This window comes from Leptospira andrefontaineae (assembly GCF_004770105.1).
GTDB classification, from domain to species: Bacteria; Spirochaetota; Leptospiria; order Leptospirales; family Leptospiraceae; genus Leptospira_B; species Leptospira_B andrefontaineae.
Window position 1 is genome coordinate 327,554 of the sequence record NZ_RQEY01000016.1, and the last position, 15,057, is coordinate 342,610.

At 40.2% G+C, this 15,057-nt stretch carries 17 protein-coding genes and 3 tRNA genes; 9 read left to right on the plus strand and 11 right to left on the minus strand.

Annotation, left to right across the window (positions count from 1 at the left end; genetic code table 11):
• Positions 1 to 2: 2 nt before the first annotated feature.
• The gene (locus EHO65_RS11460; protein ID WP_135774406.1) at positions 3 to 734 is read left to right on the plus strand and encodes a DUF4846 domain-containing protein; all 732 of its coding nucleotides are present in this window, start codon (positions 3 to 5) and stop codon (positions 732 to 734) included.
• 167 nt (positions 735 to 901) lie between these two features.
• Here the strand turns inward: EHO65_RS11460 and trxA are convergent, their stop codons facing one another.
• Positions 902 to 1,207 (minus strand): thioredoxin, encoded by a 306-nt coding sequence (gene trxA / locus EHO65_RS11465; protein ID WP_086447225.1) that lies wholly within the window; start codon positions 1,205 to 1,207, stop codon positions 902 to 904.
• Positions 1,208 to 1,291: 84 nt separating this feature from the next.
• Positions 1,292 to 2,203 (minus strand): TIGR01777 family oxidoreductase, encoded by a 912-nt coding sequence (locus EHO65_RS11470; RefSeq protein ID WP_135774408.1) that lies wholly within the window; start codon positions 2,201 to 2,203, stop codon positions 1,292 to 1,294.
• A 136-nt stretch (positions 2,204 to 2,339) separates the two neighbouring features.
• On the opposite strand from EHO65_RS11470, the gene EHO65_RS11475 reads away from it, so the two are divergent.
• The 3 genes from EHO65_RS11475 (at position 2,340) to EHO65_RS11485 (ending at position 4,738) form a co-directional block, all read left to right on the plus strand.
• Positions 2,340 to 2,936, plus strand: coding sequence for a hypothetical protein (locus tag EHO65_RS11475; protein ID WP_244243512.1), 597 nt, complete (start codon positions 2,340 to 2,342; stop codon positions 2,934 to 2,936).
• Between the two features lie 17 nt (positions 2,937 to 2,953).
• A complete protein-coding gene (locus tag EHO65_RS11480) occupies positions 2,954 to 3,757 on the plus strand; it encodes a CPBP family intramembrane glutamic endopeptidase (RefSeq protein WP_135774412.1) in 804 nt (267 codons plus the stop codon).
• 81 nt (positions 3,758 to 3,838) lie between these two features.
• The gene (locus EHO65_RS11485) at positions 3,839 to 4,738 is read left to right on the plus strand and encodes a GNAT family N-acetyltransferase (RefSeq protein ID WP_135774415.1); all 900 of its coding nucleotides are present in this window, start codon (positions 3,839 to 3,841) and stop codon (positions 4,736 to 4,738) included.
• Between the two features lie 396 nt (positions 4,739 to 5,134).
• Here EHO65_RS11485 and EHO65_RS11490 read toward each other — a convergent pair.
• The 7 genes from EHO65_RS11490 to sppA form a co-directional block, all read right to left on the minus strand.
• Positions 5,135 to 5,210, minus strand: a tRNA-His gene (locus EHO65_RS11490).
• A gap of 6 nt (positions 5,211 to 5,216) precedes the next feature.
• Positions 5,217 to 5,293 (minus strand) — tRNA-Arg (locus EHO65_RS11495).
• A gap of 18 nt (positions 5,294 to 5,311) precedes the next feature.
• Positions 5,312 to 5,383, minus strand: a tRNA-Pro gene (locus EHO65_RS11500).
• Between the two features lie 35 nt (positions 5,384 to 5,418).
• Entirely contained in the window at positions 5,419 to 6,132 is a 714-nt protein-coding gene (locus EHO65_RS11505; protein ID WP_135774417.1) for a tetratricopeptide repeat protein, read from the minus strand.
• Complete coding sequence (gene surE / locus EHO65_RS11510) at positions 6,133 to 6,885, minus strand: 5'/3'-nucleotidase SurE (RefSeq protein ID WP_135774419.1); 753 nt, start codon at positions 6,883 to 6,885, stop codon at positions 6,133 to 6,135.
• Between the two features lie 10 nt (positions 6,886 to 6,895).
• Entirely contained in the window at positions 6,896 to 7,498 is a 603-nt protein-coding gene (locus EHO65_RS11515) for a hypothetical protein (protein WP_135774421.1), read from the minus strand.
• Positions 7,499 to 7,502: 4 nt separating this feature from the next.
• On the minus strand, positions 7,503 to 8,468 hold the full coding sequence (gene sppA, locus EHO65_RS11520) for a signal peptide peptidase SppA (RefSeq protein WP_135774423.1): 966 nt from the start codon (positions 8,466 to 8,468) through the stop codon (positions 7,503 to 7,505).
• Positions 8,469 to 8,616: 148 nt separating this feature from the next.
• On the opposite strand from sppA, the gene EHO65_RS11525 reads away from it, so the two are divergent.
• The 5 genes from EHO65_RS11525 to ompL47 all read left to right on the plus strand — a co-directional run bounded on the left by EHO65_RS11525 (position 8,617) and on the right by ompL47 (position 12,771).
• The gene (locus EHO65_RS11525) at positions 8,617 to 9,270 is read left to right on the plus strand and encodes a hypothetical protein (protein WP_135774425.1); all 654 of its coding nucleotides are present in this window, start codon (positions 8,617 to 8,619) and stop codon (positions 9,268 to 9,270) included.
• A 126-nt stretch (positions 9,271 to 9,396) separates the two neighbouring features.
• Entirely contained in the window at positions 9,397 to 9,858 is a 462-nt protein-coding gene (locus EHO65_RS11530) for an SAM-dependent methyltransferase (RefSeq protein WP_135774427.1), read from the plus strand.
• 51 nt (positions 9,859 to 9,909) lie between these two features.
• A complete protein-coding gene (locus tag EHO65_RS11535; RefSeq protein WP_135774428.1) occupies positions 9,910 to 11,085 on the plus strand; it encodes an Acg family FMN-binding oxidoreductase in 1,176 nt (391 codons plus the stop codon).
• A gap of 34 nt (positions 11,086 to 11,119) precedes the next feature.
• Positions 11,120 to 11,638 (plus strand): hypothetical protein, encoded by a 519-nt coding sequence (locus tag EHO65_RS11540; RefSeq protein WP_135774430.1) that lies wholly within the window; start codon positions 11,120 to 11,122, stop codon positions 11,636 to 11,638.
• A gap of 95 nt (positions 11,639 to 11,733) precedes the next feature.
• A complete protein-coding gene (ompL47, locus tag EHO65_RS11545; protein WP_135774432.1) occupies positions 11,734 to 12,771 on the plus strand; it encodes a multi-beta-barrel domain surface protein OmpL47 in 1,038 nt (345 codons plus the stop codon).
• Positions 12,772 to 12,807: 36 nt separating this feature from the next.
• Here the strand turns inward: ompL47 and EHO65_RS11550 are convergent, their stop codons facing one another.
• Together EHO65_RS11550 and EHO65_RS11555 are read right to left on the minus strand one after the other, a co-directional pair.
• On the minus strand, positions 12,808 to 14,046 hold the full coding sequence (locus EHO65_RS11550) for a hypothetical protein (RefSeq protein ID WP_135774434.1): 1,239 nt from the start codon (positions 14,044 to 14,046) through the stop codon (positions 12,808 to 12,810).
• On the minus strand, positions 14,043 to 14,942 hold the full coding sequence (locus tag EHO65_RS11555; protein ID WP_135774436.1) for a FecR family protein: 900 nt from the start codon (positions 14,940 to 14,942) through the stop codon (positions 14,043 to 14,045). The genes EHO65_RS11550 and EHO65_RS11555 overlap by 4 nt, the downstream gene beginning before the upstream one ends.
• Positions 14,943 to 15,057 lie beyond the last annotated feature (115 nt).

A 15,057-nucleotide genomic window follows, 5' to 3' on the forward strand; every position in this document is an offset into this window, starting at 1 on the left:
ATATGCAGAAGTTTTTGCCGTTCTTCGGAACGGTTTTGTTCTTTTTTGTTCCGGTCTTTGGGCAAAAAGCAGAGTCGAAATCGATTCGTGATATCGCGACTCCTAAAGGTTGTGTACGGGAGGAATATCCCAAAGGCTCCTACCAGGAATGGCTGAGAGATTTGGATCTAAAGCCTGATCCTAGAATTTTCTCGTATAGCGGCACGGAGATTAAAAGAGAATTATATAATGTACATTCTGTAATCGCGAAGCCCTTACTTTTCGAAAACGATCTGGAACAGTGTGCGGATTGGGGTATGAGATTTTGGGCGGATTATCATAGAGATTCCAAAAATTTAAGTCGATTGTATCTTTATAATTATTCGGGGAAGAAAAGATATTATTCCTCTTCCGGGAAAGATTATTTAAGTTTTTTGAAAGTAAGTTTTGATGAGACCAATTCCTGGTCTGTTAAGAAGGGAGCTAAAACAATTTCGGAAGATAAACTTGTTCCGGGAGATATGATCTTACAAAATGAGAACGGGGGAGTCGGGCATCTTTCTGTTCTTATGGATTCCTGCAGTTTTGCAGACGGTAAAAGATTATTTTTGATCGGTTACAGCTTTATGCCCGCGCAAGAATTTCATATTGAAAGAAATCCGAATCGAAAGGACGGATGGTACGATATATCTAGTTTCGTTTCTTATCTAAAGGAATATTTCCCTTATGGAGAGCCTGTATTTAGGAGATTCTAACCGCGACAGCGATATGTAGGATGCGAAGCAGTCACGGCCGATAAGGATTATATTCAGGATATTGAATACGATTCGCCGGGACCGGAGCGTAAGCGTAGTCCGGAATAGCGCGACTCGAGCGAAGCGAGAAGGTCGCCCAAATCGCTTGTCGGATCGCGCGTAAGAAGTTAAGCCAGTTTAGGGGCAAAAACTTTCTCCATTTGTGCCTGTGGAATTGCTCCCACCACCTTTTCAGCGATTTCTCCACCTTTGAATAACATCAGAGTTGGAATGGACTGAACTCCGTATTGCTGAGCCAATTCAGGTTTTTCGTCTATATTGACTTTTACCACGGTGACTTGCCCTGGGTGAGCTTGTGCAAATTTTTCCAGCTCAGGGGCTACCATTTTACAAGGACCGCACCATTCGGCCCAGAAATCTACTAGGATGGGTTTATCATGTGTTTTGAGAAGTTCGTTGAATGAACCAGGCATTGTGTTTTCCATACGAAGATTAGACTCATTCTAAATCTGATGGGAAGTCGTTTTTAGAGGTTTGTGAAATTTTTCGAAAAACTTTCAGCCCAGTAAATTTCGAAGTGCTGCTTCCAGATTTGGGTATCTGAATTTATAACCCAGCTCTTGGAGTCTTTTTGGCACCACTCTTTGGCCATGCGTTGCCACGATGGCACCTTCGCCGAATGCAAGTGAGAGTGCAAAAGAAGGAACTCTTGCGAATGAAGGGCGGCCCAGAGTTTTTGCAAGTGCCTTGCTGAACTGCTCATTGGAAAGAGGTTCGGGAGATACAAGATTGAATGCTCCTTTTGCTTCTTCTTTTCTGATCAGGAACATGATTGCGGAGAGTTGGTCTTCGATATGGATCCAAGAAAGGATTTGGTTTCCACTCCCGATCGGCCCACCTGCAAATAATTTGAATGCTGGAAGCATAGTTGCGAGTGCGCCACCTTCAGTGGTTAGCACAACTCCCGTTCTTAGAAGAATGGTTCGGATCCCTGCCTTCTCCGCTTCTAAAGCTTCTTCTTCCCAGTCTTTGCATAAGCTGCCTAACTCATCGTCTGCTGCAGGACTATCCTCGTCGAATGGTGGAGTTCCTGCGTCATAAGAGCCGTATATCCCAATTGCAGAAGAGTTGAAAAATGTTTTGGGTGCGAACTCTCCCATGGATACCAGTCTTGCGACTAGATCCCTGGTAAAATCTACACGAGAAGAGCGGATCCTTTGTTTGTATTCAGGAGTCCAGCGAACTCCGGCGATTGGTTCACCTGCGAGGTTGATTAGAACATTTACTCCTTCTAAATCTGCTCTGGTTGGGAGTGAGCCGATTCGAACATCCCATTCTGAAATTCTTTGGAGTCTGGGCGGCAATTTTCCACTTCGGCTAAAAATTCGGACTCTATGTCCTTCTGCCTTCAAGCGGATCGCCAACATGGATCCTATGAGTCCCGTGCCGCCGGTAATTCCAATAAGCATCTCGCGAACCGCCTTTTAAGAAATTTCTTTCCGGGATCATGATTCGAAATCGGTTTTCTTTCGACAAGAAGAAAGGAAATCCTTCTTGATTCCGGGTTAGGAAATCGCCACACTTGAATGAGTGGATTTTTTAAAATTGAACGCCGTTTCAAAAATTTGGGCAGCAGTTTTCGTTGCCGGGCTGGTTTTTTCCAATTATTATCTGTATTCTACCACGAATTCCAAATTGGAATCCTATAAATCCGAACCTCCTTTTTTACGTTTCGATTTCACTGATTCTTATTTAGTGGATCGTTCTTCTCAGGCGCCTTATCTGGCTGACGGAAATTTGGATACGGAATGGAAAAAGTTAAGACCTTCTTCCATGAAGATGGATTTTGATTTGGAGTTAAGACTTTCTCATCGCCTGAAGTCCGGGATTTATGTTCCGACTAACTGGAAAGGTCTGAAAGTAATCGCTTGTTCTAAAAATACTCCTCCTCTTTCTCTCAAAGTTTTAGAAAGAGAAGCGATCAATGTGGATAAGGAATCCAGGCTTCCTGATGATACTGAATATAGTTCTATCGTTTTGGATTTTTCAGGATCGGAAACTGCTACAGTTTATTTGAAGAAGGACTCGGGTTCCGTTCCTCAAAAAGAATATCCGCATGGAATTTGGATCTGGGCTGTGCAGGGGATATTCGAAAATATTGGTCCTGATTCTTGTATTAAAGATATTCAACTCTTCGAATAAGATTTTCAGTTATTCGGATGAATTTTACAGAAACCGGCGGAATCGATTTACCTGAATACAATGCCGATGGTCGAGAAAGATTCTTTATCTTTTTATCTATTGCTGTCTTCAGCATTGCTGTTTTTGAAGAAGTTCGAACCTTATTTGTAGTTCCGGTCCTTCTTCTTTTGTTTTTGCTGATCGGATTTTACTTTAAGTGGAAATCCTTATTCTATTTGAATATCCCGTTATTCGTATTAACTTTTGTTAATATATTCCCTTATGCCAAAAATTTTTGGCCTGGTACATTAGTTTTTGCGTTACTTTTTTACTTCTTTGCATTTTCAAAAATTCGCGATGCTCGGTTATTGCGTTGGTTAGCAAAAGGAGAAGTTTCCAAACAAGTTCTTGGACTTTCTATTCTATTTGTTCTATCTGCAAGTATTGCTTTGTTTCTTTGGTTTTACCTTTTGGATCCAGATATCAATGATATCAAAGAGAATTTTCCCAAAGGAGATATCCCTCTGTTGATTGCAGCAGGTCTAGGCTTTGCGATCTTTAATGCAATTGCAGAAGAGTTTTTGTTTAGAGGGATTTTATTCGAGGCATTGCTTACGACGAGGATTTCAATTGTTTGGGCTCTTCTTATCCAGGCTTTGAGTTTTGGAATTTTGCATTTGTATGGATTTCCGCGAGGTTGGGTGGGTGTGGGACTTGCCGGTATCTACGGTTTGATGACCGGACTTATTCGGATTCTGAGTAAGGGAATCTATTATCCGGTGTTAGTGCATATCTTTGCGGATATTACGATAGCTGGGATTGTATTGTTTTTTGCGAAGTGATGGAGAAAAATCACGCCTAACTTTTGCGCATTCGAATGATTTTTAGTTGCTTTTGGCAACTATTTTGGATATCTTTTTTTTGTGAAAGATTATGTAGATTCCATTCGAGAATTCAATAGGTATTATACGAATGCCTTAGGACTTTTAAATAATCATTTTCTAAATAGTGAATATTCTCTCACAGAAGCAAGGATCTTATACGAGATTGGGCATTCTAAAGATATCACGGCCGGGCAATTAGTTCGTTTGCTTAATCTAGACAAAGGCTATTTGAGTAGAACAATCCAACAATTTGAGAAGAAGGGTATCCTAAAAAGAACTCCGAACAAAGAAGATTCGCGTGTTCTTCATTTGAGTCTGGCGAAAAAAGGAAGGGATGTCTTATCTAAATTGATCCTCGCTTCTAATTCTCAAATTTCAGGTCTGATAGAAAATTGCTCAGATTCAGATAAAAAAGAATTAGTTTCCTCCATGAATTACGTAAAGAAGGTACTTTCTAAAGAAGTATCCCCAATAATTTATAGGGAAGCGGGGGGTGGAGATCTAGGATATATAATTCATAGACAAGCCGTATTATACCGAGATCAATACAAGTTCAATGATTCGTTTGAAGAATATTTAATACTCGGAATGTCGGAATATCTAAAGCATAGAACCGAATTCGATAAGATTTGGATCGCAGAATCAAATGGAATTATTGCTGGGGCTATCGCTATCATTCATTCTGAAAAAAAAATATCTCAAATTCGTTGGTTCTATACGGAGCCTAAGTTTCGAAATTTGGGGATCGGGAAAAAATTGCTAACTTTAGCGGTAAATTACGCGAAATCAGAAAAGGTCCCGATCTTTTTATGGACCTTAAACAATCTGGACGCGGCAAGAAATTTATATAAACAGTTTGGATTTACTCTTTCCGAATCTAAGTCGAATCAAATCTGGAAAAAAGGATTAGTAGAAGAAAAATGGGAAAAATTGGGGTGAACGACGGGGCTTGCCGTTACGCAGTCTCCCGTCCTGCTCGACTTGGCTCCACGGCGTCTTTTGCACTCGCTTCGCCATCCTGGCTCGCGGCGCGTTTACGACGCTCTCTACGGATCGCTGCAAACGCTTCCGTGCAAAAGCTTCAAGCCCCATTTACAATTAAGCTGATTTGATTTTAAGGATTGGAAGAAAATTGGGGTGAACGACGGGGCTTGCCGTTACGCAGTCTCCCGTCCTGCTCGACTTGGCTCCACGGCGTCTTTTGCACTCGCTTCGCCATCCTGGCTCGCGGCGCGTTTACGACGCTCTCTACGGATCGCTGCAAACGCTTCCGTGCAAAAGCTTCAAGCCCCATTTACAATTAAGCTGATTTGATTTTAAGGATTGGAAGAAAATTGGGGTGAACGACGGGGCTTGAACCCGCGACAGCCAGAACCACAATCTGGAGCTCTACCAACTGAGCTACGTCCACCATATTTGGTGACCCGAGAGGGATTCGAACCCCCGACCCACTGCTTAGAAGGCAGTTGCTCTATCCAACTGAGCTACCGAGTCTCTTTGAGAAAGAGGAATTCGGGATGACAGGATTTGAACCTGCGACCCTCTGTACCCAAAACAGATGCGCTACCACTGCGCTACATCCCGGATCGAAGTCCATGATTTCGCGGAAAGGCGAGGTGTCAAGTCGCTTGTCTATTTGTTTGTGATAGTTTTTTCAAGTGCTCTAAAATGATGTCTTCGGTAGGAGCTTTGGTTATTGCTTTTTCGAAGGCTTTTCTGGCTTCTTCCTGTTTTCCCAATTTGGAAAGTAGAACTCCGAAAGAATCCAAATAGGCCGGATTTTCCGGATCCAATTGCAGCGCACGTTTGATGTTTTCCATCGCCAGTTTTAGCTCTTCCGGATTCGGCTCTTTTCCCTCTAAAAGCAGGTACGCTACCGAATTTAGGCTGTTTTTTTGCTCCGGTCTCAATCTTAAAATTCTAAGGTGGGTCTCGATTGCGGCTTTCGTGTCTCCGGATTTTTCCAATGCAGACGCTTTTAAGGAAAGAAGAATGATATCATCCAGTGAAAGTTTAAGACGTTCTTCCGTTTTTGCCAGAGCAGTTTTATAATCTCCAGTTCGGATTAGAGAGTAGATCATCATTCTGAATGCGTTGTCTCTTTCGGAGAATTTTGGGAATTCTTCCAATAATTCTTCGATAACTGAAACACATTTTTTGTGATTTCCGGTTCTGGAACAACATATTGCAAAATTATAAAGTAGTTCCGGATCTTTTCCGGTCTCGGAAATTTCTCTGTCGATGAGAGTGATTGCGACTGTATAATTTTCTTTTAGAATTTCAGTGAAAATCCTTCTTTTGGCTGGGATCTTTCTCGGAGTTTTCTTTTCCATTTACTTCGATTTAACCCGGATCCTTTTTTTAAATTCCTCTAATTCAAGTGTAGAAGTTTGATCTAAACTTAAAGGAGTGATTGGTATTTTTCCATGGAAGAATATATCAAAATCAGTACCTTCTTCCGGAACATGTCCTAGGTCAGAGCCTCCTAAGAAGAAGTCGGAGATCCCGCCTATGATCGGCTTGGATTCGTAGGTGTCTACATAAGTCCTTCTGCCCAACTTCGCAACTTCTATTGAAGAAAGTGAGTTCTCGAATTTTTCCGGAATATTTATATTATATACAATACCAGGAATAAATTCATCTATCCATGAACTCAGAACTTCTCGGACTAATTCAGCTTCCTTAATATAATCGTAATTTTTGTCCCAGTTTCCGGAGCTAACGGCTATACTTTTTCTATTGTGGATGGCACCATGTCTTGCTGCTCCGACCGTTCCTGAATAGTGAACGTCATGTCCCATATTCACTCCTCGATTGATACCGGAGAGCACTAAGTCTATTTTAGGGAAGATGTTTCCATGCAGTCCGATATTCACACAATCCACCGGAAACCCATCTACAATATAATGATTCTCGTTTACTCTTTCCACTCTCAAAGAATCGTGAATGCTTAGCGCCATAGAAGTTGCAGAACGTTCTTTTAAGGGAGCGATTAAATAAGTATTATGCTCTTTCCCTAAAACTTTTTCCAAAGCAAGGATCCCGTTCGAAGAGATCCCATCATCGTTGGTGATTAGAATATTCATATTATATAAATTATGGAAGAGAAGGATTAAACGATGTGATCATCGCGGAATACATCGCTAACGGTAGGAAGAAGGTCACAATAAACGTGATAATATTAATACGAAAGGAATCCTTAAACTTCATATCGTAAATGTAAGAAGTCCCACGAATTAATACCGCCATAAACAATCCGTAATGGATCGAATATAGAGTAATCACGCCGAATCCGCTCTTTACTCCTAATTGAGCCAGAAGAATTGCCCATGCAGCAGTGGAGATAAAAAGAGAAAGAGAAAGATTTACAAACCTGTAAGTGACATTTGCGTTTGCCTTCTTTCCATTAGATTGAGCAAGCCCGTCCACAATGAATGCGATCGCATAAGGCAAAAGCATGAAGAATAATAAATGTGTTAATGCTGCAATTAGGAATTGTCCGAAACTTCTGCCAGTAAATGGGGGAGAAATAAAAACATAACCTGCCCCTGCACTAATCGCAGCAAGTATCAGAACCAAACCCCCGACTAGCTTAAGAGGATAAATTCCCCAGGAAGAAATTACATTCTCTACTCGAAACGGCTCGAATAAGACTGCGTCTAAAAGATCTATAAATCTGCTGAATAATTCTTTCAACACAGGATTACCATGCCATTGAATTAGGATATAAGACTAAAACAGGAGAACGTTTGAGTTCTTGAAGAAATGCTTTTTCTCCTCCAAAAAATCCTCCTGATTTTGCCTGCATTAGTTGGAAGAATCTATCCCATGGATTTACTTCTTCTTCGAATAATGGAAGAGTTCCATCGTAGTTGCAAAGTTTGGAAAGTTCTGCCAATGCTTCTCTTCTTCCGCCTATATCATCTACCAATTTGTTTCTGAATGCATCTTGTCCGGAATAGATCCTTCCTTCTGCTAGTGCTTCTACAAATTTTACGGTTTGGTTTCTGCCTTTGGCTACATCTTCTATGAATTCTTCGTATGTATCTGAAAGCATTTTTTGGATCATTGCATCTTCTTCCGGAGTATTATCACGGAATAGGGAAAGTGAGTCCTTGTACTTTCCTTCTTTGAAAGTGCGGACCTTGACTCCGTATCTTTCTAAAAGTCCTTTGATATTCGGGGCGATCGCGATCACTCCTATAGAACCGGTTAAAGTCCCGCCTAACGCGTAAATTTTATCTGCAGCAGATGCTATATAATATCCACCGGAAGCGGCGATATCCTTCATGGACACTACTACTTTTTTGTTTTTATCTTTTCGCAGATACATTAGCTCTTTATAGATCTCTTGAGAAGCGCCTACCGATCCGCCTGGTGAGTTTATCTCAACTAAGATACCTACGATATTAGAATCATCTTCGATTGCCCTCAGTTGTTCCAATATGGTTTGGGCTCCGGCAGAGTCATAGCTGGATCGTCCGGAGTGGATCTCTCCTTCTATCTTGATCAGAGCTGCTCCTAATCTGTCGGTCCCGAATCCGGAACCTGCATCTACTTTCGTTAGTTTAGAAGAAGATACGTTGGATACTAAATTAATAAGCCCTACGAATAAGGAGAGGATGGTGACTACAAAGGTGACTGCTAATGCGATACGATTTCGGTCCACAATTAGAGTGGATCTCGGTACCGATCCCCTGTCAATGAAATAGCGGAACTAGGTTTTGTTTGAGGGAGCTGGCTGGTTTCTCTTGACGATGGGATAAGTTCAGTATGTGTATCAATATAGGTATAGGGGTGCGGATTTGTACAGAATTTTGACTTTAGTTCGAGTGCTTGTTTTGATATTTCTTCTCGGAGCTTGCAGTCCTTACGGAAAAGTGATCATTATAAAGGACGATTTTAAAAAATCTCATATCATCACGATGAAAATGAGACAAATATCTAGAGAAGAAGTCGGAGATACTTGGGCAAGATACGAAACTATTTTCGATTTTTCTAGAGAGATTGGTGAGGCAAAAGCGAATTCTACTGTAGCAAGGTTTACGGTCATTGCTGCTGCAAATAGTTATCCGTTGGAAAGAAGTGGTTTCCTCCGAATTGGAACTAAAGATTCAACGTTGGTATTAGGAAACTTGGACGCGCGTGCTGTGACAACGTATAACACTGATGTAACCACTACTACAACCACGAAAAATAATTCGTCAGGTCTTTCCAGTTCTACTAGTTCGTTCGGAAAAAATCAATCTACAGAAACCAAAACTTCTATGAATACTACTAGTCGTACTCATAAGGAGCTTACCGGAATATTTCTACTAACAAAAGAGCAAGAGATCGAGATATTAAATTCAAAATATTTTGCTATTAGATTTTATTCGGGAGCCCTACCCATTACCATTTCATTTGAAGAAGATGATTTGGAGGATTTGAAAAGATTTATAAAGGCAAAACCTGGAATGGAACAGGGATAACGTCTCTATATTATCTGTCGGTTCCCGGATTCCGCCAATATTTTAAACCACTTCGCTTATTAATTTCTTGCCTTAGTTCATTTTAGTTCGTCTCCTAAGATATCTTTTAGGATGAAAGAGGCTTTTATGGAATTTACGATTCGGCCGATCGCAAAGGTCTCCAACTCAAGATCAGAAATCCAGGATGATTACTGGGCGGAAATTGTTTCCGAGATCGAGTTAGAAGATAATGTTCCAACTGAATCCTTGGATGGGATTGAAACATTCTCCCATTTGGAGATTATATATATTTTCCATAAAGCTATTGGATCGGAACCCGTATTGGGCAGCGAGCATCCAAGAGAAAACAAAAGATGGCCCAAGGTTGGGATCTTTGCCCAAAGAAAGAAAAATCGCCCAAATCATATAGGGTCTACGATGGTAGAACTTTTGAGAAGGGATGGCAAAAAACTTTTGGTGAAATATTTAGATGCGATTGATGGAACTCCTGTTGTGGATATTAAACCTGTAATGAGGGAATTCCTACCAATGTCGGGGATTTCTCAACCAGATTGGTCCAAAGAATTGATGATAAATTATTGGGAGTGATTCTCTCGAATTAGATTGACTGTGATTTAATTTCGCTTAGGTTTTTCGGCCATGGTTTCAATCAGTCGAAAAACATTTCTGAAATATGGCCTTAGCTTTGGTGTAATTCTTTCAACTTCTCAAATTTTACAATATTGTAAAAGTTCTTCAAATGAAAGATATGAGTATGAAAGAAAGAACCCCTTCGACCCTGAATTTCTTTCAGAAAATATATCCCCAATTCTAAAGGCAATTCGTATCGGGATCACTGCTCCGAACCCGCATAATGTCCAGCCTTGGAAATTTAAAATTATAAATGATCATTCTGCTCTTTTGTATGTGGATGAAAAACGTTTATTAAAAGATACGGATCCCACATTTCGACAAATTCATATCGGGCAAGGCACCTTCCTAGAAAACTTAAGTTTAGGGATCCAAGTGTTAGGATATTCTTCCGAAGTTTCTCTTTTTCCTGATGGAAAATATACAATTGCAGAAATAGGTAAAAAACCGATCGCTAAAATTGTCTTAAACAAACAGGAAGATCTGATCCGAAATCCTTTATCCGAATTCATTTCAGAACGAGTAACGCGGAGAAGTGTATTTGAAGGAGAAGATCTAACTCAGGAAGATTTTGAGAAGATCCGTAAGGACTCTGCTGTTTTGTATTCAGAGTTGAAATTTGTTCCTAAAGCCGGGTCGGAAGTATTAAGTAAACAATTGATTGCCGCCATGCAAATGGAAACGGACACATATAGAACATATGAAGAATCTAGGATTTGGTTCCGCTATAATGACGAAGAGATCGGAAAATTTAAGGATGGCATTTCTTTAAGAGCAAACGGAACCTCTGGATTGAAATATTATTTTGCTCGAAATTTTTTCTTAAAACATGGACCAGAAAGTTGGCATTCTTCTGAAAATAAAAAAGCAGGCATGGATATGTTTGCCTCTATGGTGGAAAGCTCTAAGGGATTTATTTTTTTGAAAACGGACCATAACGATATTATCGATTGGGTCCAATCAGGAAGAGATTATCTTCGTTTACATTTGGCGGCGACTAAAAATGGATTTTCTCTTCATCCAATGAGTCAGATATTACAAGAATATCCGGAAATGGATCCGATCAGAAATGAATTTGAATCTTCTTTAAAGCCTGGAGAAAAGATCCAAATGTTAGTTCGTTTGGGTAGAAGTGATTATCATTTTTATAGCCCTAGAAGAGATCCAAAAGATTTTATCTTGTAACGCGATCGCTCTAAAGGAATTTTTGTCGAAATAAATGAATATACTCAAGAAAATCCTATTCTGGCTCGGGGACCTTCTATTTTTACTCATTCCGTTATGTATTATTCTGGCAGAATCCGGAACATGCACACAGGGAGATGATGGTATTTTTCTTTTATTTACTCAGGCCGCTTTTGCGGTTTCCGTATTATCCCTTTTTCTAATATGGTTCGGGATCCCTTCCGGAGGTTTGGTCGGACAAGGGCTGGTTACATTTCCATTCTTGATGTGCTTGTATTTTTATGTAGCTTATATCCCTGTTTACTTTGTATATTCTACATTACAAAATCACGATTTATGTGTAGTGATTGTTTCAGATCTGACTTTGTACGATTCTACGAGTGTGGTTCAGAGTGAGGATGCAAGTTTGTTTTCTCGAACCTATGCTATATTGATGCTATTGCCTGTTTTAGGCAGTTTTTTGCCGGTTTATAAATTTTGGATATCTGGGTCCTTCTCCAAAAAAAGAAAAGAAATCGTAGATTCTATCTCTCGGAAGGTCGACGAAATTTAGCCCGAATTTTTCGAATTTCTTACATAGATCGGGAAGATTCCGTAGATTTTTTGTCGTCAAACAGTGATAACACTAATTTTCCATTGGAGAAAAGAATGAATCGCAATCCCTTATGGGTCCTTCTAGCAAGTATGCTAGTCTCCAGCGCTATTTTCGCTCAAAGTTCACCAGGCACAACGGCTCCTCCAAAGTCTACCACACCTAAGGCGGAAACTAGCAAGCCGGCCGGAACAGAAAGAGAATCATCTTCCGGAGAAAAGCCGGATCTATATATCAATTCTCAATCATCTTTTGAGTTCAATTCCAAGGACGAAGGCTCCACTGTAGATTATATCGAATACAAGATCGGATCAGGTGATTATACCAAATACGTTTCTTCTATCACATTGGTAAGAGAAGGTCTGACTAAGATCACTTACAGAGCAGTGGATAAAGCGGGAAATAAAGAGCCGGAAAAACATTTTAACGTTCTTGTGGATAATACTCCTCCTTCTACTAAGATCACTCCGAGTGCAGCACTTGTAGTTCATGAAAATACGAACTATGCGACTAAAACTTTAACTTATTCTATTACTGCTCAGGATAATTTGGCAGGTGTTCAGGACATCAAAATTTCCATTAATGGTTCAGAGCCTAAAGTGTATGACGGTAGGCCAATTCAATTGGAGAAAGCCGGAGTAAACACTATTAAGTTTTCTGCAACTGATAAGTCCGGCAATACTTCCACTGATTCTGTTTTGGCGGTTACTGTGGACCAAGAAAAACCGCTGGTTGAACTTTTCGGTTCCGCACTTGTAACAGTAAAAGATAAAATTTTCGTTAAGAGCGGAAATGCATTCACAATTAAGGCTTCGGATACATTATCCGGAATTAAGCAGATCTTTTATAAATTGGATTCCGGTGAATGGAAATCGTATGCTGATCCTGTTTCCGTAGAAGCACAAGGAAACCACACGATTGAAGCTAAATCAGTGGATTCGGTAGGTAATGAAAGTGAAGTAAAGAAGATCGCTTTTATCGTAGATACCACTCCTCCTGAAACTAAGATCCAGAAAGTGGATAATAAACCAAGCTCTCCTGCTCCAGCAGCTAAGCCTGCAAGTTCTTCTACTACACCAAGCACAGAAAATTAGAAACCACCAAAAGGGATCCGTTGAAAATACGGGTCCCTATTTTTCTTGGAATTCGGATCCGGTCTTTTGCCAATCCGGTTTTATTGCGTTTACTTTGATCTTGAACTCCGCTTGGTTCCCAACTCTGTCCGAAGTATAAACCGTTACGGTATGAATTCCAGTATTGAATCCAATCGGGTTTTGGTAAGATTGAATAGAGCCGTTGCCAATCTTATATTCTAATTTAGAAAGCCCCGATCCTGTGCCCGGATCTTCACATCGGATCGCAATGAGCCCATTTTCTTTTAGATAGTAGATGCCATCTTCTCTGAGTTTACCTTCAGTTGGAGCGAAAACGCATGTAGGATGTTTTGCATCTATCAATAATGGGATCTCTGATTGGATATAATTCCCTGCTTTATCATTTGCTTCCCAACGAAGAATAGAAAGTCCATCTATACCTAAGGAAGAAATTTTTATAGGTTTCTTTGCCTCTTCGCCTGAAAGAGTTAGATTTACTTCTGCTCCGCTTCCGTCTCTTGCAGCGAGATTGATCGTGATCTCTTCCATTCCGGAACCTTCTTCAGTAACTTGTAATGTAAGTTCTGCTCCGGATTTGATCTCTATTAGTCCTGATTGCCCCTTTTTCTCTCCAATCAAACGGACCTGGGGTGCGGTTGTGTCTTTAAGATACTTTGTCTTTTTAGGTATTTCTTTATTTCCTAATATATCTTCGGAATAAAATTCCACCTCATTCCAGCCTTCTTGGGAAAGAGAAATGGAACCGTCATATCTCTGCCAGTCTCCTCCATTCACTCTGTAGTATGTGGAAACAGGAACTTGTTTTTGGGAATTTGGAGATCCGGGAGAATTGGTAGAAGTTCCGTTAGATTTAGGATCACCCAATGAGATCCGCAATTCCTCTGAAGAAGCGACAACAGTGGAAGGTCTTTCGACTTTTACTTTAGGTGCTGCAGCAAATTTATCCGCTAAAGAAATTATCGGAGAAGAAACTCCTCTTCCTCCATCCACATTGATCCCGACTACGCGAACATAGAATTTAGAATCTTGTGAATTGAATTCGTAACGGAAGTTTTTGGTCTTATAGAAATGATGTACTCTTAAAAATTCTCTATCATCTGAAAGTTCGATGAGATAACTTTCAGCGCCTTGGCTGGGCTTCCAGCGAAGGCTTACTCTTTGTTGTTCGGAAAATGCCTCTCCCGAAAGTAGAAGCAGTAAAGATAATAAAAATGAAAATTTATATTTTATAATATTCCGATCCAGAATTCTCACTCTAACTCAACCTTTTCGGGAAGTTTTTCCGGTTTAGAAGGGGCCTGTCCTTTTACCACAGTAGTTCCGAATCCAGCAGGGACCGCCACTGTTTTTCCTTCTGCGGAGACTTCTAATTCTCCTTTGTAACATCCTACTGTAGTATTTTCAGGATCCGGGGCACTTACGTATAATTCGGTTCCTCTCACTCCTACCACTGCTGTAGGAGTTACTACCATAAATTTACGAGTATCATCTCCGGGTTTTTTAGGAGGAACTTTTGCCTCCAGATATCCGGACTTAAGTTCTAGGATTCCTCCATCCTTATTCAGTTTGTATTCTGAAATGGATTCCGAAGTTGTTTTTACGATTTTAGTTAAGGTTTTTTCCCTTAATTCTACAACTGTTCCATTCTTAGTGAATATAATTTTAGAAGAAGAACCTTGTCCTGTTTGGACCCAATCATCCATGTTCAATAATTGATCTTTAGAAAGTTTGGACCAACTTGCAGGAAGTCCTGTCGGTGTAAAATCTCTGGAGAATTGAACTTGCCCTTTCTGGAAATCAGCAACTGCTACAGGACCTGCATTCGGTTTTATAATTTCTCCTGTAGCTGAGATTGTATCCTTTCTTAAGAAGCCTGGGATAAAAAGTGTAGTGCCTTCTCTAATCAAAGAAGGGTTTGGAATTTCATTATATTTTAGTAATTCTTTCCAGTTCCGCGGATCTTGTAGGAATTCCTTTGCGATTTTGGATAAGGTATCGTTCTTCTTTACTTTATATTCGAAAACGTCTTCATGAACACCTTTTTTAGGTTCTGCAAGTAGACCGATCAAAGAAACGGAGATGAGTAAGATTGCAAAAAATTGAAACAGTTTAGATCTTAAGATCGAAAAAGGGAAATTCTTGGAAGCCATGGTTAATCCTGGGAACTAGTTCTATCCAATTATTAGAAGGGAATCTTGTAGGAATTCCAACAAAATACGGTGCTTAGGTGAAAAAGGATGATGAAGAATTGGGCGAAATCCTGAG